Annotated in this window: 19 protein-coding genes; 17 read left to right on the top strand and 2 right to left on the bottom strand. The window is 52.4% G+C overall.

Annotated features, from left to right (window positions below; translation table 11 throughout):
- Positions 1-1,162 precede the first annotated feature (1,162 nt).
- On the bottom strand, positions 1,163-2,191 hold the full coding sequence (locus ACFVVF_RS11210) for a LacI family DNA-binding transcriptional regulator (protein WP_387808450.1): 1,029 nt from the start codon (positions 2,189-2,191) through the stop codon (positions 1,163-1,165).
- Positions 2,192-2,334: 143 nt separating this feature from the next.
- Here ACFVVF_RS11210 and ACFVVF_RS11205 point away from each other — a divergent pair, with 143 nt between their 5' ends.
- The 17 genes from ACFVVF_RS11205 to ACFVVF_RS11125 all read left to right on the top strand — a co-directional run bounded on the left by ACFVVF_RS11205 (position 2,335) and on the right by ACFVVF_RS11125 (position 19,061).
- The gene (locus tag ACFVVF_RS11205) at positions 2,335-4,125 is read left to right on the top strand and encodes an L-fucose isomerase (RefSeq protein WP_387808448.1); all 1,791 of its coding nucleotides are present in this window, start codon (positions 2,335-2,337) and stop codon (positions 4,123-4,125) included.
- A 102-nt stretch (positions 4,126-4,227) separates the two neighbouring features.
- Entirely contained in the window at positions 4,228-4,887 is a 660-nt protein-coding gene (locus ACFVVF_RS11200; RefSeq protein WP_387808446.1) for a class II aldolase/adducin family protein, read from the top strand.
- A 19-nt stretch (positions 4,888-4,906) separates the two neighbouring features.
- Positions 4,907-6,397 (top strand): rhamnulokinase, encoded by a 1,491-nt coding sequence (locus ACFVVF_RS11195; protein WP_387808443.1) that lies wholly within the window; start codon positions 4,907-4,909, stop codon positions 6,395-6,397.
- A gap of 58 nt (positions 6,398-6,455) precedes the next feature.
- Complete coding sequence (locus tag ACFVVF_RS11190) at positions 6,456-6,884, top strand: RbsD/FucU family protein (RefSeq protein ID WP_387808440.1); 429 nt, start codon at positions 6,456-6,458, stop codon at positions 6,882-6,884.
- A gap of 264 nt (positions 6,885-7,148) precedes the next feature.
- Entirely contained in the window at positions 7,149-8,033 is an 885-nt protein-coding gene (locus ACFVVF_RS11185) for a LysR family transcriptional regulator (RefSeq protein ID WP_387809033.1), read from the top strand.
- 166 nt (positions 8,034-8,199) lie between these two features.
- Complete coding sequence (locus tag ACFVVF_RS11180) at positions 8,200-9,060, top strand: transporter substrate-binding domain-containing protein (protein ID WP_387808438.1); 861 nt, start codon at positions 8,200-8,202, stop codon at positions 9,058-9,060.
- Between the two features lie 41 nt (positions 9,061-9,101).
- Positions 9,102-9,869 (top strand): amino acid ABC transporter permease, encoded by a 768-nt coding sequence (locus ACFVVF_RS11175; protein ID WP_387808435.1) that lies wholly within the window; start codon positions 9,102-9,104, stop codon positions 9,867-9,869.
- Positions 9,870-9,875: 6 nt separating this feature from the next.
- Positions 9,876-10,586, top strand: coding sequence for an amino acid ABC transporter permease (locus tag ACFVVF_RS11170; RefSeq protein ID WP_387808432.1), 711 nt, complete (start codon positions 9,876-9,878; stop codon positions 10,584-10,586).
- Positions 10,583-11,335: an amino acid ABC transporter ATP-binding protein gene (locus ACFVVF_RS11165; protein WP_387808429.1), complete on the top strand. Its 753-nt coding sequence runs from the start codon at positions 10,583-10,585 to the stop codon at positions 11,333-11,335. The genes ACFVVF_RS11170 and ACFVVF_RS11165 overlap by 4 nt, the downstream gene beginning before the upstream one ends.
- Before the next feature lie 32 nt (positions 11,336-11,367).
- On the top strand, positions 11,368-12,381 hold the full coding sequence (locus ACFVVF_RS11160) for an LLM class flavin-dependent oxidoreductase (RefSeq protein WP_387808425.1): 1,014 nt from the start codon (positions 11,368-11,370) through the stop codon (positions 12,379-12,381).
- Positions 12,382-12,412: 31 nt separating this feature from the next.
- Positions 12,413-13,600, top strand: coding sequence for an amidohydrolase (locus ACFVVF_RS11155; RefSeq protein WP_387808422.1), 1,188 nt, complete (start codon positions 12,413-12,415; stop codon positions 13,598-13,600).
- Positions 13,597-14,751, top strand: a complete 1,155-nt coding sequence (gene solA / locus ACFVVF_RS11150; protein ID WP_387808419.1) for an N-methyl-L-tryptophan oxidase — start codon at positions 13,597-13,599, stop codon at positions 14,749-14,751. The genes ACFVVF_RS11155 and solA overlap by 4 nt, the downstream gene beginning before the upstream one ends.
- A gap of 54 nt (positions 14,752-14,805) precedes the next feature.
- A complete protein-coding gene (locus ACFVVF_RS11145) occupies positions 14,806-15,279 on the top strand; it encodes a DinB family protein (protein WP_387808416.1) in 474 nt (157 codons plus the stop codon).
- Positions 15,280-15,401: 122 nt separating this feature from the next.
- Positions 15,402-15,962, top strand: a complete 561-nt coding sequence (locus tag ACFVVF_RS11140) for a GNAT family N-acetyltransferase (RefSeq protein WP_387808413.1) — start codon at positions 15,402-15,404, stop codon at positions 15,960-15,962.
- 75 nt (positions 15,963-16,037) lie between these two features.
- Positions 16,038-17,366, top strand: a complete 1,329-nt coding sequence (locus ACFVVF_RS11135) for an LLM class flavin-dependent oxidoreductase (RefSeq protein WP_387808410.1) — start codon at positions 16,038-16,040, stop codon at positions 17,364-17,366.
- A 191-nt stretch (positions 17,367-17,557) separates the two neighbouring features.
- Complete coding sequence (locus tag ACFVVF_RS11130; RefSeq protein WP_387808407.1) at positions 17,558-18,061, top strand: RrF2 family transcriptional regulator; 504 nt, start codon at positions 17,558-17,560, stop codon at positions 18,059-18,061.
- A gap of 451 nt (positions 18,062-18,512) precedes the next feature.
- Entirely contained in the window at positions 18,513-19,061 is a 549-nt protein-coding gene (locus ACFVVF_RS11125) for a GNAT family N-acetyltransferase (protein WP_387808404.1), read from the top strand.
- 105 nt (positions 19,062-19,166) lie between these two features.
- On the opposite strand, the gene ACFVVF_RS11120 is transcribed toward ACFVVF_RS11125, so the two are convergent.
- Entirely contained in the window at positions 19,167-19,562 is a 396-nt protein-coding gene (locus ACFVVF_RS11120; RefSeq protein ID WP_387808401.1) for an acyl-CoA thioesterase, read from the bottom strand.
- Positions 19,563-19,767 lie beyond the last annotated feature (205 nt).

Raw genomic sequence — 19,767 nt, 5'->3', positions numbered from 1 at the left:
TATTAGCCTATGTTCGACGCCGTTTTCTGCAATTAGCGAAGTAATTTTCGCTCTTCGTGAACCTTGGTTCGCGGATAGCGAAGTTTGCTTCGCTCCGCTACGGAAACCACCTTACATTGACTCCAGCAGCGAAGTTATCTTCGTTAATTTGCGAAGCTGCTTCGCTATCTAGGGAGGCCAAAGCCATAATGTTGGCTTGAGCCTCCAGCGAAGCTGCTTCGCTATCTAGCGAAGTCAAATTCGCTGTTAGCCAATGTTCGAAGCGCTGCGGTTCAATTAGCGAAGACAATTTCGTTGTTCGTGAACCTTGATTCGCGGATAGCGAAGTTTGCTTCGCTCCGCTACGGAAACCACCTCACATTGACTCCAACAGCGAAGTTATGTTCGTTAATTTGCGAAGCTGCTTCGCTATCTAGGGAGGCAATGGCATAATGCTGGTGTGCACCTACAGCGAAGCTGCTTCGCTATCTAGCGAAGTCAAATTCGCTATTAGCCAATGTTCGAAGCGCTGCGGTTCAACTAGCGAAGATAATTTCGCTCTTCGTGAACCTTGGTTCGCGGATAGCGAAATTCGCTTCGCTCCGCTACGGAAACCACTTCACATTGACTCCAGCAGCGAAGTTATCTTCGTTAATTTGCGAAGCTGCTTCGCTATCTCGGGAGGCCATAGCCATAATGTTGGCTTGAGCCTCTAGCGAAGCTGCTTCGCTATCTAGCGAAGTCAAATTCGCTATTAGCCAATGTTCGAAGCGCTGCGGTTCAATTAGCGAAGACAATTTCGCTCTTCGTGAACCTTGGTTCGAGGATAGCGAAGTTTGCTTCGCTCCGTTACGGGAACCACCTCACACTGACTCCAGCAGCGAAGTTATGTTCGTTAATTTGCGAAGCTGCTTCGTTGCAAGTCATTCAGCGGGCAGCCATGCATTGAGTTCGTATTAGTCTCTAGTGGGTCTTGGCGACTCAATCCATCCGTTAGCAGCGAAAATGCTACGTTGGAATGATTAGCCAAGCCTCTCTTAGCTGCCTCCTGGCATATTCAACGACCATTAGCCAGCTATTGTCATAAAACAAGCGAAAGCGGCTTCGCAAAATAGCGAAGCCGCTTCGTTATACCAACGTTTATGCCGGGAGAGAAACAACAGAGCGGCATAATTTCATTGAATTACCCGCTCGCTTCGTCAAGCAGCCGCTTCACAGAGCTGCGCACGACGAGCTCGGCGGGGAGTACGATTTTTTTCCAGGGGCCGGCATCCTCGCGGTTCTGAATCCGGTCGATGAGCATTTGCATGCCCATGTAGCCGAATTGGTACGCCTGTTGCGCGACCACTGTAATGAAGGGATCGATCTCGGAGTAGGGGCCGAAGTCGTCGAAGCAGACGATCGAGATGTCTTCTGGGATGCGCAGTCCGCGCTTGCGGAGCAGACCGATCACTTCGACAGCCAGCACGTTGTTGCCGGCCACGATAGCGGAAGGCAGCGGATCCAGCGAGCTGATCCACGCGTCAAGCCCAGTCAGGTCGCTGCGCGGGCCGAAGCTCGTCTCGAATACCCGCTCTTCATCCAGCGGCAGTCCGTTCAGCTTGAGTGCCTCCTCATAGCCTAACCGCCGCATTCTGGCGCTGGAGACGGAGCTGGAGCCGTTAACCAAGGCGATATGCTTATGGCCTTGGCTGGCCAGCTGGTCGACGAGCTGCCTCGCTCCTTCTTTGCTGTCACCGAGCACGATGTCGCATTCGATGCCGGGCACTTCGCGGTCGAGCAGCACAAACGGGATGTTATGAAGCCGCAGCTGCTCCAGATGCGGCAGCGAAGGATCGCCGGTAGGGGCGATGAGGACGCCGTCTACCCGCGTTGTCAGAATCGTATTCATGTAGCCGGCTTCCTTCTCCAGATTCTCGTCGCTGTTGCCGAACAGGAGACGATAGCCGTTTTTCGTAGCGGCATCTTCCGCTCCGCGTGATAACGTCGTATAGAAGGGGTTCGTAATATCAGTAATTAGGAGAAACAGAATGCGTGTCTGCTGGAGGACGAGGCTGCGCGCCATCTGATTCGGCACGTAGTTCATTTCCTCCATCACTTTTTTGACCTTTGCCTTTGTCTTCTCGCTAATCCGTCCTGTGTTATTGATAACTCTAGAAACCGTCATGGCCGATACATTGGCTTTGGCGGCAATATCATAGATCGTAACCATACCGTTAAGCTCCTCGCGTTAAATCATATTTTTATATTACAAGAGAAAGAAGTTGACAGCAAGGTACAGCCTTGATAAATTGGAGTTATCGGTAACGCAAATGATTCGATACCGGCACTTATTTTAACATTGGAGGGTTTATTATGGTGGATACAGCATATCGCTTTCAAAGTGGTTTCCCGAAGATCGGTATTCGTCCAACGATTGACGGTCGTCGCAAAGGGGTTCGTGAGTCGCTTGAAGTACAAACGATGAATATGGCGCAATCGGTCGCCAATTTGATCTCGGAGCACTTGCGTTATCCGAACGGCGAACGGGTGGAATGCGTCATTGCAGACAGCACCATCGGCGGCGTGGCGGAAGCAGCTGCTTGCGCGGATAAATTTGCCCGTGAAAATGTAGGGGTATCGATAACGGTAACGCCTTGCTGGTGTTACGGTACGGAAACGATGGACATGAATGCATCGATTCCAAACGCAGTATGGGGCTTTAACGGCACAGAGCGTCCAGGTGCGGTTTATTTGGCTGCGGTATTGTCCGGCTACGCGCAAAAAGGCATTCCGGCATTCGGTATTTACGGTCATGACGTACAAGAAGCTTCTGATACTTCGATTCCAGAGGATGTGAAGGGCAAGCTGCTCTCGTTCGCAAACGCAGGTCTCGTTGTTGCTTATATGCGCGGCAAATCTTATTTGTCGATGGGCTCCGTATCGATGGGTATCGCTGGTTCCATCGTTAATGATGCGTTCTTCCAGGAATATCTGGGCATGCGCACTGAATATATCGATATGTCCGAATTTGTACGCCGCTTCGAAGAGCAAATCTATGATGTTGCGGAATATGAGAAAGCGCTTGCATGGACGAAAGAAAACTGTATTGAAGGTCCGGACAACAACCCGGCCAGCATTCAAATGACGCGTGAGCAGAAGGACAAGGATTGGGAGACTGTTGTCAAAATGGCACTCATCGCCCGCGACCTGATGGTCGGCAACCCGCGTCTCGCTGAGCTGGGCTTCGGTGAAGAGGCGATGGGACATAATGCGATCGTCTCCGGCTTCCAGGGCCAGCGCCAATGGACGGACCATTTCCCGAACGGCGACTTTATGGAGTCGATCTTGAACTCTTCCTTTGACTGGAACGGTATCCGCCCTCCATTCCTCGTATCGACGGAGAATGACAGCTTGAATGGCGTTGTTATGCTCTTCGGCTACTTGCTGACGAATACGGCACAAATTTTTGCCGATGTGCGTACGTACTGGAGTCCGGAATCCGTTAAACGCGTGACGGGCCACGAGTTGAGCGGCCATGCTGCCGGCGGTATTCTTCACTTGATCAACTCTGGCTCGGCAACACTGGACGGCACTGGCGAACAACAACGTGATGGTAAGCCTGTGCTTAAGCCATTCTGGGAAATTACGGAGAAGGAAGCAGCTGACTGCTTGTCCGCAACTTCATGGCGTCCGGCTGGCGTGGAATATTTCCGCGGCGGCGGCTACTCCTCGGACTTCCTGACTCGCGGCGGCATGCCAATGACGATGTCCCGTATTAACTTGGTTAAAGGAATTGGGCCGGTACTGCAAATCGCAGAAGGCTATTCCGTTGATCTGCCGGCAGACGTGCATGACACGCTCGACAAACGCACGGACTCCACTTGGCCGACAACCTGGTTTGCACCGATTTTGACAGGCAAAGGCGCGTTCACGACGGTCTATGATGTCATGGATAATTGGGGAGCGAACCATGGCTCGATCAGCTACGGCCATATCGGCGCGGATCTGATTACGCTAGCCTCGATGCTCCGCATTCCTGTCAGCATGCACAACGTGTCGGAGGAGCAAATCTTCCGTCCGCGCGTATGGGGCTTGTTCGGCACTGAAAGCAAAGAAAGCGCCGATTACCGTGCTTGCAACAATTTTGGACCTTTGTACAAATAACAATTTTTCACGCATGCCGAGCCGTTTCTCTTACCCGAGAGGCGCTCGGCTGCGTTGTGCCATTAAGGGGATAAACGATATTAGGGAACGGAGGAAATTAGGATGAGCAGCATGGATATTCGTCAAGAACTGTGCAAATACGCAAAAAAAACAGTAGCTAACAAATTGGTGGTTGGTCCTGGCGGCAATATTAGCGCCAAGCATGAGGGCAAAATGTATCTCTCCCCAAGCGGCTTCGCACTCGATGAAGTGGAGCCGGAGCAATGGGTAGAGGTGGATATCGAGACGGGAGCCATTACAGACATCGGTCTGCGTCCTTCCTCTGAAGTGCTGATGCACCTGTGGGCGTACCGGGCGAATCCGAATATCGGAGCAATCGTTCATACGCACCCGCCTTATTGCATCGCGTTCACTCTCGTTGAGACTGAGCTTCCGATTATGTTCCCGGACCAAGCGGCGCTCGTCGGCAAAACGGTTTATGTGCCATACGTATTGCCTACGACGGACAAATTGGCTGAAGCGCTGGTTGAAAAAGTAAACGACGCAAGCTCGATTCTGCTCGGCAATCACGGATTGGTTACAACAGGCCGCAATTTGCGTGAAGCGTATTACCGGACCGAAGTGGTTGAGGAAAGCTCGAAAATTTTCCTGATCGCAAAAGCAATTAAAGAGCCAAAGGTGCTTACCAAAGAGGAATTTGAGGAAATCGCCTCGCTGGAGAGCGAAGCGTACCGGATTCAATTGCTGCAAAAAATGCAATAAGGAAAGGGGCGGCATAACGATGTTGCTGTCAACCGTATTGGCTTTCGATCTGGGAGCAAGCAGCGGGCGGGCGCTGATCGGCAAGCTCATGCAAGCGGAGGACGGGCAGCGCGAGCTGAAGGTCGAAGAGATTCACCGTTTTCCGAACCATGCGATTGCGGTCGGCGGCCATTTGCATTGGGATATTTTGCGGCTGCTGCATGAGATGAAGAAGGCGATCCGCAAAGCGTTTCAAGAGGGACATCGCCCGGAAACGTTTGGCGTCGACACCTGGGGAGTCGATTTCGGCTTGATCGATGCGAACGGCGAGCTGCTTGGCAACCCGTATCATTATCGTGATCCGCAGACAGAGGGGCTTATTGAGGAAGTTATCGGCATGGTCGGCAAGGAGGAACTGTTCCAGCAGGGCGGACTTCAGTTCATGCCGTTCAATACCATCTATCAGCTGTATGCGATGCGGAAGGCGGATTCTCCGAAGCTGGATGCGGCCGCGTCTTTGCTGCTGACACCGGATCTGCTCGTTTATTTCTTGACGGGCCGCAAGGTGTGCGAATTTACAATGGCAACGACAACCCAGCTGTACCATCCCGAGCAGCAAGCGTGGAACACGGAACTGATGGACCGTCTGGGCATTCCGTCCGGCATATTCCTGGAGCCGATTCATCCGGGCACGCGTATTGGGCCATTGACGAGTGAGGTATGCGAGGAGCTGGACGTGCCGCCGATTGAGGCAGTAGCAGTCGCTACGCATGATACGGAATCGGCAGTAGCGGCCGTTCTTGCAGCTGACGGGGCGTTTGCCTATCTCGTATGCGGGACGTGGTCGCTGCTCGGCACAGAGCTGGATCAGCCGCTCGTAACGGCAGAGGCGATGGCGCATGACTTTTCCAATGAGGGCGGCGCTTTCGGCAAGTATCAGCTGCTCAAAAACATTATGGGCTTGTGGATTTTGCAGGAATGCAAGCGGGAATGGGACGAGAAGGGGAATGTTATTTCATTCGCTGAGCTCGCAGAATTGGCGGGGCAGGCGGCTCCGTTCCGCAGCTTGATCAATCCTGATGATGCACGTTTCTTTGCTCCGTCTGATATGACGGAGAAGGTCCGTTCCTTTTGCGCGGAGACCGGACAGCCGGTGCCGGAGACGGAAGCCGAGATTGCCCGCTGTATTCTGGAAAGTCTGGCGCTCAAGTACCGTCATGCGCTGGAGAAGATGGAGCAGTTGACCGGCAATGCCTACGCTGGAATGCATATGGTCGGCGGCGGTATCCAGAACCGGCTGCTGTGCCGTCTGACCGCAGGCGCACTGGGCCGTCCCGTATGGGCCGGTCCGGTAGAGGCGAGCGCAATCGGCAATATGCTCATGCAGCTAGTGGCGCAGGGTCACTGCTCCAGCTTGGCGGAAGCGCGCGAGCTGTCTGCAGCTTCTTTCCCTGTGGAGACTTACGTGCCGGATGAAGCGGAAGCTGATGTCTGGAATGAAGCCTATGAGGCGTACAAGCAATTGCTTTAAAGCTCGCTTTGAGCCATGAAGAGTGTTGATCGTGATACAATCTGAAGGAGTGAGATAGATGCTGATTGGTATTTCCAAGCTGATTTCGCCCGAGCTGTTGAAAATTTTGATGGAAATGGGCCATAGCGACGAGATCGTCATCGCGGACGGCAACTTCCCGGGCGCCAGCCATGCACAGCGCCTTGTAAGAGCGGACGGGCATAACATTCCGGAGCTGCTGGATGCGATTTTGCAGCTTTTCCCTCTCGATCAGTATGTCGAGAAGCCGGCTGCGCTGATGGGTGTCGTGCCTGGCGATACGGCGGAGACGCCGATCTGGGCGGAGTATGGCGCGATTATCGAAGCGCGGACCGGCCTGAAGGAGCCGTTCGAGGAAGTGGAGCGGTTCGCCTTTTACGAGCGGGCTAAAAAGGCCTATGCCGTAATCGCGACCGGTGAAAGCGCGTTGTACGCGAACCTGATTTTGAAGAAGGGCGTTATTAAATAAACGCCATTGAATAAGAGGAAGCCTGTTGACGCCACAAGTCAGCGGGCTTCTTTTTTTACATAGATCGGCAGTTGGATGACGCACTAAAGTATGGTGCTCGATTGCTGACAGAGCGGATTGCCTGTAAGCGGCCATTGTCCAGCGTTCGCCGGAAATTCCAACTGTTGACACTTTAGCTGACGTGATCTACTATTAATCCAATCCACTAAATCCTAGTTATCTAATTGGAAAAGTAAACAAAGAGCCGGCAAGGGGGAAACGATGATGAATATCGACAATATCGAAGCATTCGTCTATGTCATACATTACGGTAGCTTTAACAAAGCGGCGGAAATTTTATTTCTATCACAACCGTCGGTAACGGCGCGTATTCAATCGCTGGAGCGGGAGCTCGACTGCAAATTGTTCGACAGACTGGGCAAGCAGATCCAATTGACGGAGGAGGGCAAGCGGTTTTTGCCTTATGCGCAATCGATTCTTCAAACGCTGCAAAAGGGAAAGCTGCATCTGCATCAGAAAAAAGCGCTCCCGAATGAGCTGCGAATCGGCTGCACCGTATCGGTATCCAACTACATCCTGCCGCATCTGCTGCCGGCCTTCAAGGAGATTTATCCAGACATACACTTTAAAGTCATTACGAGCGGAACGGATGATATCGTCAATAAGGTGCTGGGGAAAGAAATCGATATCGGATTTGTGCGCCATACGAATCATCCAAATCTGCAATCGGTGAAGCTGTTCGAAGACCCGATCCGGCTTCATGTCTATAAAGGCCATCCGTTTATAGGAGACCCGGAGCTGACGATCGAGCGGATCGGGCATGATCCGTTCGTATTCTTCGAATGCGGCGCACTGGACTGGATTCGCATTCACCGCGTCTTTGAAGAGCTGAATGAGCCGCCCGCAATCGTCTATCATACCGACAATTTGGAGACGGCCAAGAAGCTCGTACTGGAGCAAGCGGGCATCAGCTTCCTGCCAAGCCTGTGCGCCTTCGAAGAGGTGAGCAGCGGGAAGCTGTTCCCGATTGACTTCCCTGAGGTTGCCGGCATTTCGCTGCAGACCAATATGATTGCGCTTGGCGGCGAGCATACGACGTACTTTAATACGCTTCAGAAGCTGGCCAAAGAGCATCCTTTTTTTCGCTAACAGCAAGCTCTGACAGCTTGTATTGGATTGTTGAATTCTCTTATAGAAAAACTCTATTATCCGGCTTATTGACGGCAGAGAAGACGGATGATAAATTATTGTCAAATCAATTCTTACAAAAACAGTAGGAATTATAGGTTTAATAAAAATTCATGGGGGAATTGAAATGAAAAAGTTTTCGATAGCAGCGGCATTGATCGTATTGGCACTGGTCGTGTCCGCTTGCGGAGCGAAGAGCGGGGGCGGCGACGGTTCAAGCGCTGCATCGGGATCCGGCAATAATGGCGGAACGAAGGCGGTTAAAAAAATTATCGTCGGTACGGGTACACAGTTTCCGAACGTTTGCTTTATTGATGACAGCGGCAAGCTGACCGGGTTTGACGTTGAGCTTGTCAGAGAGCTGGACAAACGTCTGCCGGAATATGAGTTCGAGTTCAAGACGATGGAATTCTCCAGTCTGCTGCTGAGCCTGGAAACGAATAAAATTGACTTCATCGCGCATCAAATGGAGAAAAATCCGGAGCGGATTGAGAAGTTCCTGTTCAACAAAGAGCCGTACAGCATTTTCTTGACGAAGGTGGCTGTAGATAAAAACAATACGACGATTAACTCGATCGAAGACTTGAAGGGCAAGAAGGTATATACAACGCCAACCAGCAACGCGGCTTATTTCCTGGAGCAATACAACAAAGAGCATGACAACGCGCTTAACATCGTGTACTCGAGCGGCGCGGCCAATGACCTTGTCAATATTATTCAGAGCAAACGCGTTGACGCGACAATGGCAACCGATTTTGCATTGGCGTTCTATCCTGGAGCAGACGGCAAGCCGGCTTTGAAAACAGTGGGCGAGCCTCTTATCCAATCCGATGTGCTGTTCGTACTTCGCAAAGACAGTCAAGAGCTGTCCGATAAGCTGGACGAAGCGATCAAATCAGTGAAGGAAGATGGCACGCTGTCGAAGCTCAGCATTCAATGGCTCGGTCAAGACTTCACGAAATCATTGGACGAAGCAACGACGAAATAAAGGATTAGCTTAATTATTTGGGTATAAGGTGAGGTGTGAAAATGGGCAAAAAATTCGACATAAATTACGTGCTCGACTTTATACCCAAATTGCTGTCCTATTTGGACATTACATTGTTTATCGTCGCGGCGTCACTTGTGTTTGGACTGCTAATCGGCTTTCTGGTGGCGCTCCCGAGAATGTACAACGTTCCAGTGCTGAAACGGGTATCCCAGGTGTATGTATCCTTTTTCCGCGGCACTCCGATTCTTATTCAGTTGTTTCTTGTCTATTACGGTGTGCCGGAGCTGTTAAAGCTGGTGAATATTGATCTGTCCCGGACAGATGTGCTCGTGTTTGTCATCCTGTCGTACTCGCTGCATAGCGGTGCCTTCATTTCCGAAGGCATCCGGGCGGCGGTCAACGGGGTGGACAGAGGGCAGGTTGAAGCGGCTTATTCGGTAGGGATGAATGGCTTTCAGGCCTTTACCCGAATTATATTGCCGCAGGCGCTGGCCATCTCGGTGCCGATTTTTGCTAATCTCACGATTGCCAATTTGAAAGATACGTCGCTTGCTTTCACACTGGGTGCGATGGAAATGACCGGGAAGTCGCAGACGCTTGGTACAGCGACGCAGCATTTTATCGAAACCTATATTGCTCTATCGCTCATTTACTTCGTAATCAGCACGGTGCTTGAGCGTACGTTCCTTTACGTGGAGCGCAGACTGCTGAAGCATGAGAAGCAGCTTGTCCAGCATGAGTCTAGAGCGAGAAAACGCGGCTTATGGAGAAAACCGCTCGTGACGCGCATCGAGGAAGGGGGCTAGATCGATATGCAGCTTGATTTCAGCTTTATCGGAACGGCGCTGCTGAGCTTGTTCAAGGCACTTCCGAACACACTGTACATTACGGCTGTATCGGTTCTCGTCGGCTTTCTGATCGGAACAGCAGTCGCATTAATTCGAATCTACCGCGTTCCCGTTCTGCATCCCATCGCCTCCGGCTACGTTATGTTTGTCCGGGGGACGCCGATGCTCATGCATCTGCTGCTCATTTATTTCGGGCTTCCGATGCTGATTGACAGCATCGCTGGGGCGCTTGGCTGGGGCTTTCGTTCAACAGCCATTCCTCTAATCGGATTTGTCTATATTTCATTCTCCATAACAGCCGGAGCTTATATGTCGGAGGTCGTCAGAGCGGGGATTACGGCCGTCAACAGAGGCCAGCTGGAAGCGGCATTCTCGATTGGGATGACAACGCCGCAAGCGCTGAGACGGATCGTAATGCCGCAGGCACTTGCTGTCAGCCTGCCGAACCTTTCGAACAATCTGATCGGTATGCTGCATGGATCGACGCTTGCTTTTACCGTATCGGTAGTCGAAATTAATGCGCAGGCGCAGATCGTCGCCGCAAGCAACTGGAAGTTTCTTGAGGCTTACATTGCAGCCGCGCTCTTGTTCTGGGGAATGACGATACTGATCGAACGGGGCACAGCGCTGCTGGAGCGCCGGATCAACAACTATAATCGAGGTGGTGTAGCATGATCAAGCTGAGTCGGATTTCGAAATCATTCGGGAAAAATCAGGTGCTTAAAGATATTACCCTTTCCGTGGAAAAGGGCGAGGTCGTGGTCATTCTGGGCCCGAGCGGCTCCGGCAAAACGACGCTGCTGCGCTGCCTGAACTATTTGGAGCGGCCTAATGACGGCACGATTGCAATCGGCGATTATACGGTGGACTGCAAGCATGCCGGGAAAAAGGACATCCACAAGCTCCGCCAGAAATCGGCGATGGTGTTCCAGCATTACAATCTGTTCAAGCATAAGACAGCGCTGGAGAATGTCATGGAAGGCCTCGTCATCGTGCAAAAGCTGCCTAAGGAAGAAGCCCGCAAACGAAGCATAGAGGTGCTGGAGAAGGTAGGGCTCGGCGCCAAGCTGGACGCTTATCCGAGCCAGCTTTCAGGCGGACAGCAGCAGCGGGTCGGGATCGCCAGAGCATTGGCGCTCAACCCGGAAGTGATCTTGTTCGACGAACCCACATCGGCGCTTGATCCCGAGCTGGTCGGCGAAGTGCTGGACGTTATTCGCAAAATCGCCAAAGAAGGCATCACGATGATCGTAGTTACGCATGAAATGAGCTTTGCCCGCGACGTATCCAATCACGTCGTCTTTATGGACGGCGGTGTTATCGTCGAGGAAGGCAAGCCGAATGAATTGTTTGGAGCGCCGAAGGAGGAGCGGACGAAGCAATTTCTGAAGCGAATCACCTCGGATTGGGTCTACAACATTTAGTACAGCGCTAGCGCAAAAGGGAGAGGGTACCGATGACGATCAAGCTTAGCATTTTGGATCAAAGTCCGGTTTTTGAAGGGGAGACGCCGTCAGATGCATTCCGCCATACAGTAGAGCTTGTTCAGCAGGCGGAGCGTCTTGGCTATCACCGGTTTTGGGTATCCGAGCATCATGACGGTTTTCTTGCCGGATCATCGCCGGAGGTGCTGATCGCGTATCTGATCGGCCAAACGGAGCGGATTCGTCTCGGCTCCGGCGGCATCATGCTGCAGCATTATAGTCCATACAAGGTTGCGGAGAATTTCAATATACTTGCCACGCTGGCTCCAGGTAGAATCGATCTTGGCATTGGTCGCGCGCCAGGCGGACTGCCCCGTTCGACCAAAGCTTTGCAGAAAGGGATTACGGAGCCGCAGACGTTGTCGGAGAAGCTGGAGGAGCTGTCGCATCATGTGAACAGCACGCTGCCGGATACACATCCGCTAGCTGGCATTCAAGCATCGCCAATCCCACAGCAGCCTGCTGACATTTATTTGCTTGGAACGAGCGTCAGCAGCGCGGAGCTGGCGGCAGAGCAGGGCCATGCATACGTATTTGCCCAGTTCATTAACAGCGATCCTGTTGTCGCCGAGGAAGCGCTGACTCTATACCGCGAACGATTCCAATCCGCTTCCGGCAAGAAGCCTAGAGCGATTATTGCATTATCTGTAATCGTATCGGATACTGATGAAGAGGCGGCACTGCTCGCTACGGATATGAAGAATGTCCGGATTACGCTGGCGGACGGCAAAACCTTGAATCTCGGAACGGTTGCGCAAGCCGAAGAATTCGGCAAACAGTCGGGTCAGGAATATACGATTACGGAGAGAGACGCCGAGGTGACCAAAGGCTCGAAGGAAACGGTTCGGCGCAGACTGCTGGAAATCCAGCAGCAATACGGCGTAGACGAATTTATCGTCACGACGGCTGTGAAAGATTTTGGGCTGAGGCTGCGATCCTACGAGCTGCTCAGCGAGGCGTTCTCCGAATTGTCGGTAGGCAGCTAATAGAGGCTGCGGAAAAGAGGAGGAGCTGCATATGGCTAATCAAGCACGGAATGCTGCGCCGGATTTTGATCAGTATTTGATCGATATTCGGCGTCATTTACATCAATATCCGGAATTGTCGAATGAAGAATTCGAGACGACGATAGCCATTCGGCGCTGGCTGGAGGAGGCGGGAGTGCGCATTGCCGATTACGGACTTGCTACCGGCGTAATCGCCGAGATTGGCAAGCCTGCAGGCGAAGGCCCTCTCATCGCCATTCGTGCCGATATCGACGCACTGCCGGTTCAAGAGGAGACGGGATTGCCGTTCGCTTCTCGTATAGAAGGAAAGATGCATGCCTGTGGGCATGATTTTCATACAGCTTCCATTATTGGCGCGGCTGTGCTGCTGAAGCAGCGGGAGCATGAGCTGAATGGTACGGTACGGTTCTTGTTCCAGCCAGCGGAGGAGAAAGCACAAGGCGCGCTTAAAGTGATTGAGAGCGGAGCGCTTGAGGGTGTGCAGGCGGTGTTCGGCATGCATAATAAACCGAACCTGCCGGTTGGCGTAGTTGGCGTGAAGGAAGGGCCGCTGATGGCGGCGGCAGACGGCTTCATCGTTGAAGTTGACGGTGTGGGCACGCATGCGGCGGTGCCGGAAGCGGGCAATGATCCCGTCGTAACGGCGGCTCATATCGTGACCGCGCTGCAATCCATCGTCAGCCGCAACGTCGGTACGCTGCAAAGCGCGGTCGTCAGCGTGACGAAGCTGCACAGCGGCACGACTTGGAATGTAGTTCCCGATAAAGCGGTGCTGGAGGGAACGATTCGCACGTTCGAAGAAGATGTGCGGCAGAAGGTGCTGGCCCGGTTCGAAGAAGTTGTCCTTGGCGTAGCTTCCGCATTCGGAACAACGGCAAGAGTGCGGTGGATTCAAGGGCCGCCGCCGGTGCACAACGACAAGCAGCTTGCTGTTGTAGCTGAAGAGGCTGCCGAAAGAGCCGGATTGACAGCCGTTGTACCGGTGCCGTCACCGGCTGGCGAGGATTTCTCCTTTTATCAGAAGCAAGTGCCAGGCGTCTTCGTCTTTATGGGGACAGCAGGGCCGCAGGAATGGCATCATCCGGCGTTTGATCTGGATGAACGGGCTTTGCCGCTGAGTGCAGGTTATTTCACGGAGCTTGCGCTGCTGGCGCTGGAGCAGTTGAAGGAGACGGCGGCGGGGAGGACGAACGGGTGAGTACGTTGCGATCCTCTTATGATGTTATCGTAGTTGGCGCAGGCTCCATGGGCATGAGTGCCGGCTATCATCTGGCGAGCCGGGGAGCCCGGACGCTGTTGATCGACGCGTTTGATCCGCCGCACAGCAATGGCAGCCATAATGGCGAAACGCGCCTCATCCGTCACGCTTACTCGGGCGGAGCCATCTATACGGAGCTTGCGCTTCGCTCGCATGAGCTGTGGAATGAGCTTGAGGCAGAAAGCGGCGAGAAATTGCTCGTACAATCGGGCGTTATAAATATGGCATCCCCGGGCGTCTATTCCTTGGAGGAGAAGCGGGAGAGCTCGGACACGTTTGGCGTGGAGATCGAATATTTGGACGCGGATGAAATTCAGAAGCGTTGGCCGGGCATCCGGCTGCCGGAGCATTATCAAGGGATTTATGAGCCGAAAGCCGGCTATCTGCTCAGTGAGCGCTGTATATCGGCTTATCGCAAGCAAGCGCTCGCTGCAGGGGCGGAGCTGCTCGTTAACACCGTTATCCGTCACATCGAAGCGGATGGCGAGGGCGTTGCTGTGCATACACCTGGCGGAATCATTCGCGCCGGCAAGGTCATTGTTAGCGCTGGAGCCTGGTTCAAGACGCTGGAACCCTTCATCACGCTGCCCATTCGCCCCGTTCGCAAAACGGTGGGCTGGTTCGAATCGGCGGAGCCGCTGTTCGATGAATCGGTCTTTCCGGGATTTACGCTCGGTACGGAGAACGGCGGCTATTATGGCTTCCCGAGCATTGGCGGCTCCGGGGTGAAGATCGGCCGGCATGATACCGGGGTGCCTTGGCTGCCGGGCGAGGAAGTTAAGCCATTCGGCAGCTATCCGGAGGATGAAGGCGATATCCGCCGGGCGCTGGAGACGTTTATGCCGCAAGCGGCAGGCAAGCTGCTGCGCGGATCGGTATGCAAATATGAATTTACGCCGGACGAGGACTTTATTATCGACGTTCATCCGGAACAGCCTAATATTTTGCTTGCCGGAGGCTTTTCCGGTCATGGCTTCAAGTTTTCCAGCGCGGTTGGTGAACTGCTTGCCGACTTGGCTTGGGATGGAAGCACGAAGCGGGATATCGGACTGTTCTCGCTGGCCCGGTTTCAACAAGCCTCATCACGGTAATGAATAGAAATAGTGATACAAGCGATAAACATTCGATTATTGGAGGTATGGACAATGAGTAATCAGCCAGTAGACGTACAAAGCTATTTAAATACGCACGATCAATTGCAGGAAGCAATTGCAGGCTTGGATGAAGCGCAGCTCAAATGGAAGGAAACGCCGGAGAAATGGAGCGTGACGGAGGTGCTGACGCATCTGGCCGATCACAATATCGTCGTATCGTTCCGGATCCGGGATATATTGGCGGATACGAAAGCGACGCTGCCTGCTTTTAACCAAGATTTATGGGTTAGCGGACAGTTCGGCAATCAAGGCGCTGCATCTGATGTATTGGCTTTGTTCAAGGCGCTGCTCGTCTATAACAGCCTCTTGTTCGGCAGACTAAGCGAGGCTGATTGGCAGAAAACAGGCATTAACTTTAAAGGCGATACAGTTAGCATTGCTGCAGCTGTTGAAGGGTTCACCAATCATGTTCAGCGCCATATCGGGCAGATCGGCCGGATTAAAGAAGCCTATTCAAAAATTTAATACATCGATTGAAAACGTTGATTTTACGGCTGGGCCTGGACCATGATAAGGTGATTATATTAATCTTACTTATTTCATTGGAATTGTAAGTTTTTCCGGGAAAGCCTTTGCTCTAAGCTAGCATGGCAAATAGGGAGGATGATGATCCGATGACGGAAATTAACGGAATTACGATCCGTGATGCGGAGGAAAAGGATAGAGACGCCATTCTAGCGCTGATGCTGGAATCCTATGGTCAATATGAGAAAGTAATGCCGGGCGATGGCTGGCTGCAATATGCAGAGAGCATTAGGGAATCAGTTGATCGCGAGGGTCCGGTGGCCCGCATCATTGCGGAGCTGGACGGCGAAATTGTCGGAAGCGTTCAGATGTTCACCTCGTCGGAAACCGCCTATGGAGCGCCTGAGCTGGGCATCGTTACTCCGATTATCCGGCTGCTGGCTACCTCTCCGAAAGCGAGAGGCAAGGGCGTTGCAACGGCACTTATCAAGGAAAGTGCCCGCAGAGCTATTGAGCTTGGCTCCGACACGCTGCATTTGCATACCTCCGATATGATGGAGTCGGCAGTCCGCTTGTATGAGCGGCTTGGCTTCGAGCGTGCTTACGATAAGGAAATGCAGAAGGGCGAAGTGCTGGTCAAATGCTACCGGCTGCTTTTGAAAGAAACGGCTTTGTTAAGCTAATGCTTGCAGCAAATTGAATGGCATTGTGCTGTCGTTAGGTAAACGGTTATCACTATATAATTGGAGGGAATCATAATGGCTAAACGCAAAAAACTGAAGCTTGGAGCTCTCATTCACGGTGTAGGCGGACATATAGGCGCATGGAGGCATCCCGATGCGTTAACGGATGCTAGCGTTAATATCGAATTTTACAAGCAGCAGGCACAGAAGGCGGAGGAAGGCAAATTCGATCTGATCTTCATTGCAGACGGCCTTTATATTACCGAGCAGTCGATCCCGCATTTCTTGAACCGCTTTGAGCCGATTACCATTTTGTCCGCATTGGGTGCCGTGACGAAAAACATCGGTCTTGTAGGGACGCTCTCGACCTCCTATAGCGAGCCGTTTACGGTCGCCAGACAATTTGCCTCTCTGGATAAAATCAGCGGCGGCCGCGCAGGCTGGAACGTTGTGACCTCTCCGCTGGAGGGCTCGGCTAAAAACTTCAGCAAAAAAAATCATCCAACGCATCCTGAGCGCTATAAGATCGCTGAAGAGTATTTGGAAGTTGCAAGAGGACTGTGGGATTCCTGGGAGGATGACGCTTTCGTCCGCGATAAGGAGTCCGGCGTGTTCTTCGACCCTTCCAAGCTTCACCGGTTGAACCACGAAGGTGAACATTTCTCGGTGCAAGGGCCGCTTAATATTGCGCGTTCGAAGCAAGGGCATCCGGTTGTGTTCCAGGCGGGCTCATCGGAAGCGGGTAAAAACTTGGCAGCGAAAAGCGCTGATGCCGTGTTCACTGGCCATGAGACGCTTGAGGAAGCCAAGGAGTTCTATGCTGATGTGAAAAGCAGAGCGGCTGCCTACGGCCGTTCGGGCGATGATATCGCAATACTTCCAGGCTTCGGTCCGATTGTAGGCCAGACGCAGGAAGAGGCCGAAGCGAAATACGAGGAGCTGACTAAGCTCGTTACGATCGATAAGGCGCTTGCCTACTTGGGCCGCTTCTTCGAGCATCATGACTTCTCGCAATATCCGCTGGATGAGCCGTTCCCGGATTTGGGCGAGCTTGGCGGCAACAGCTTCAAGAGCGGTACCGACAAGATCAAACGGATCGCGAAGGAGCAAAATCTGACGCTGCGTCAGGTTGCGCTACGCTCAGCTACGCCGCGTACGCCGTTTATCGGTACGCCGGAAAAAGTCGCCGATCTCATTCAGCAGTGGCATGAGGAAGAAGCGGCTGACGGCTTTATTTTCCACGCGGCTACGCCTAAAGGTCTGGATGAGTTTGTGGAATTGGTCGTTCCTATTCTGCAAGAACGCGGTATTTACCGGACGGAGTATGAATCCGACACGCTGCGGGGCAATCTGGAGCTGCCGGTCCCTGACAATCGCTACACGAAGGTGAAAGTAAACAGTTAATCCAGATCTAGCCATCATAGCTCGTCATACGGGTAAATAGGGAAAAGCGGAGCGATAGGGCTCCGCTTTTTTGTCGCGTGGTGGGATAGAGCGGCAGAGGCGGAGGAGGGGCTTGGCTGGCTTGCGCATAGGCGGCTAATTACGATACACTTAAATGTATACACTTTCATGATTCATAAGGAGGGTACGCCATGAATTCGCGAAGCATACAAGTCGGTCCACCACGGTTCGGAATAGCCGTTCATGCGCTTATCTGGTTGGCCCAAAGCGGAGGATTCGTCACAAGCGCATCGATCGCCGGGAAAGTCAATTCCCACGCTACCTTTCTTCGCAGAGTACTGGCGCTTCTGTCACAATCGGGTATTGTGGAAGCCAGAGAGGGCCGCGATGGCGGTTACTGCTTGAAGGTAGTGCCGGAGAAGCTTACGCTTGGCGACATCTATATAGCGGTGAAATCCGAGGATTGCGGTGCAGGCGAGCCGGTCAAGGAAACGGATTGCAAGGAAGAACTCCAATCCGTCAAGAGCACGGAGTGCAATCAAGCTGGTGAAGCGATCATGAAGCTGGATGAAGCGTTAGGCAGCATTATGGCCGAGGCGGAGCAGCAGACGATACAGCTTCTGACAAAATATACGTTAAGCGATCTGATGAGCCACGTTGACTTCTGCCAGCTGGCCAAACAGGTTTCAGACTGAGAAAAACGGCCGACATGGCCGTTTTTTTAGTTGCAGCTTTGATTGGACTGCTTGCTGCTCTGTATGCCGTGCATAACGAAGCTGCTTCGCAATATAGCGAAGCAAAGTTCTCTGTTGGATGCGACAGAATGTGCGAATGGATGATTAGCGAAGAGAATTTCGCTGTTCGAGAACCTTGCTTCACGGGGAGCGAAAATTAGTTCGCTGTTATCTATATGGAGAGCTGGAGTGGCTTTATTAAGGAAGCGAGGTTCGCTCAATAGCGAAGGCGCTTCGTTCTAGAGGCCGTTTGAAAAAAATGAGAGGGTTAGCCCGGTTGCAGGGCGCAAAACGCTACACTTCTTTTACTGACTTGCTCCTTTTCTTTTACTAATTTTGCTCCTTTATAACTATTGCCTTTTCCAGAAATTGTACTATAATCGGTTGAAATAGAAGCCAAAGGGGGATGGCGATGCTGCCTACATTGGAGACTGACCGATTGATATTGAGGCCATTTGAATTGTCGGATGCAAGCGAGGTTCAGCGGTTGGCCGGTCATATAGAGATCGCCCAAATGACGCTGAGTATTCCCCATCCTTATCCGGATGGCGGGGCGGAGATATGGATTCGTTCCAGCAAAAATAACAGCCGTGAAGGCAATGGTTTCCCTTTTGCGGTCGTTACGAAGGATGAAGACAAATTAATCGGCTGCATAAGCCTTAATTTATCCAAGCCTCACCGCAAGGCAGAGCTGGGCTATTGGCTGGGCAAGCCCTATTGGGGACAAGGATATTCGACGGAGGCAGCAAGGCGCGTGCTTTCCTTCGGCTTTCAGGAGCTTGGGCTCAACAAAATTTACGCCATTGCGATGGTCAAAAATCCGGCATCCGCGAATGTGATGAAGAAGCTCGGGATGAAATGGGAAGGCGAGCTGAAGGAGCATATTTTGAAATGGGATGTGTTCGAGGATATTGTGTACTACGGCATCCGGAAGTCGGAATATGAGTCGCAGCAGATATAATTGTGCAAAGGATAGAAGCAAAGCGTGCAGAGGGGGACAGTTTCCGCCGTCAGCACGCTTTTTTTGTATGCATCCAATGTAACTAAGTCTCTGAGCCGTTTAAAGCTAAGCTTCGAAAAGCCTTCTAAGCTCGTCAGGCACGGGACGGCTTTTTCTCGTTTGGGGATCCATCGCGACGCTTGTGACGAGCGCTTCTGCGCAAAGCACGGCTGCCTCGTTGTAGATTCGCTGCTCCAGAACGAAGCTGCTTCGTCCGACGGTTTTCGGCTCGGTCGTTACCGTCAGGCGGTCTCCCTGCACGCATTCATGCCGATAGCTAATATTGATATTCACTGTAACGGTCTGTACGCCTAGCCCCTTTAATATGTCGTAGTGCAGGTTGCCGGCCTCATACCATTCCTCCCGGCCCCACTCCAGATACTCCAAGTATTTCGCATTGTTCACATGGCCGTTCACATCAATTTCGGTGGGGCGAACGATAAGCTCTAATTTTGTTTGCATCGTAAGTAACGCCTGCCTTCCGCTCTGTCATCCTTTCTGAAAATTATAGCATTCTTTGTCTCTTGGCGAAAAGCCGAAGGCAAGCGGCAAACGACAAACGACAAACGACAAACGACAAACGACAAACGACAAACGACAAACGGTTCTCCGCTGTTCTGGAACAGAACAAATCTCCCCCGGCTGCCCATTCACGAGGAGGGGCTGC

Source organism: Paenibacillus sp. NPDC058174 (assembly GCF_042883865.1).
GTDB lineage: Bacteria > Bacillota > Bacilli > Paenibacillales > Paenibacillaceae > Pristimantibacillus.
Note: the sequence above shows the minus strand (reverse complement) of the source record. Positions and strands in the feature narration are given on the sequence as shown.

What these genes read in the sequence shown, in the direction of transcription:
- ACFVVF_RS11195 (WP_387808443.1), top strand. Translation starts at nt 4,907, where the DNA reads ATGTTGCTGTCAACCGTATTGGCTTTCGATCTGGGAGCAAGCAGCGGG.
- ACFVVF_RS11180 (WP_387808438.1), top strand. Translation starts at nt 8,200, where the DNA reads ATGAAAAAGTTTTCGATAGCAGCGGCATTGATCGTATTGGCACTGGTC.
- ACFVVF_RS11140 (WP_387808413.1), top strand. Translation starts at nt 15,402, where the DNA reads ATGGCAAATAGGGAGGATGATGATCCGATGACGGAAATTAACGGAATT.
- ACFVVF_RS11125 (WP_387808404.1), top strand. Translation starts at nt 18,513, where the DNA reads ATGCTGCCTACATTGGAGACTGACCGATTGATATTGAGGCCATTTGAA.
- ACFVVF_RS11155 (WP_387808422.1), top strand. Translation starts at nt 12,413, where the DNA reads ATGGCTAATCAAGCACGGAATGCTGCGCCGGATTTTGATCAGTATTTG.
- ACFVVF_RS11185 (WP_387809033.1), top strand. Translation starts at nt 7,149, where the DNA reads ATGAATATCGACAATATCGAAGCATTCGTCTATGTCATACATTACGGT.
- ACFVVF_RS11190 (WP_387808440.1), top strand. Translation starts at nt 6,456, where the DNA reads ATGCTGATTGGTATTTCCAAGCTGATTTCGCCCGAGCTGTTGAAAATT.
- ACFVVF_RS11165 (WP_387808429.1), top strand. Translation starts at nt 10,583, where the DNA reads ATGATCAAGCTGAGTCGGATTTCGAAATCATTCGGGAAAAATCAGGTG.
- ACFVVF_RS11175 (WP_387808435.1), top strand. Translation starts at nt 9,102, where the DNA reads ATGGGCAAAAAATTCGACATAAATTACGTGCTCGACTTTATACCCAAA.
- ACFVVF_RS11170 (WP_387808432.1), top strand. Translation starts at nt 9,876, where the DNA reads ATGCAGCTTGATTTCAGCTTTATCGGAACGGCGCTGCTGAGCTTGTTC.
- ACFVVF_RS11120 (WP_387808401.1), bottom strand. Translation starts at nt 19,562, where the DNA reads ATGCAAACAAAATTAGAGCTTATCGTTCGCCCCACCGAAATTGATGTG.
- ACFVVF_RS11145 (WP_387808416.1), top strand. Translation starts at nt 14,806, where the DNA reads ATGAGTAATCAGCCAGTAGACGTACAAAGCTATTTAAATACGCACGAT.
- ACFVVF_RS11135 (WP_387808410.1), top strand. Translation starts at nt 16,038, where the DNA reads ATGGCTAAACGCAAAAAACTGAAGCTTGGAGCTCTCATTCACGGTGTA.
- ACFVVF_RS11130 (WP_387808407.1), top strand. Translation starts at nt 17,558, where the DNA reads ATGAATTCGCGAAGCATACAAGTCGGTCCACCACGGTTCGGAATAGCC.
- ACFVVF_RS11210 (WP_387808450.1), bottom strand. Translation starts at nt 2,191, where the DNA reads ATGGTTACGATCTATGATATTGCCGCCAAAGCCAATGTATCGGCCATG.
- ACFVVF_RS11205 (WP_387808448.1), top strand. Translation starts at nt 2,335, where the DNA reads ATGGTGGATACAGCATATCGCTTTCAAAGTGGTTTCCCGAAGATCGGT.
- ACFVVF_RS11200 (WP_387808446.1), top strand. Translation starts at nt 4,228, where the DNA reads ATGAGCAGCATGGATATTCGTCAAGAACTGTGCAAATACGCAAAAAAA.
- ACFVVF_RS11160 (WP_387808425.1), top strand. Translation starts at nt 11,368, where the DNA reads ATGACGATCAAGCTTAGCATTTTGGATCAAAGTCCGGTTTTTGAAGGG.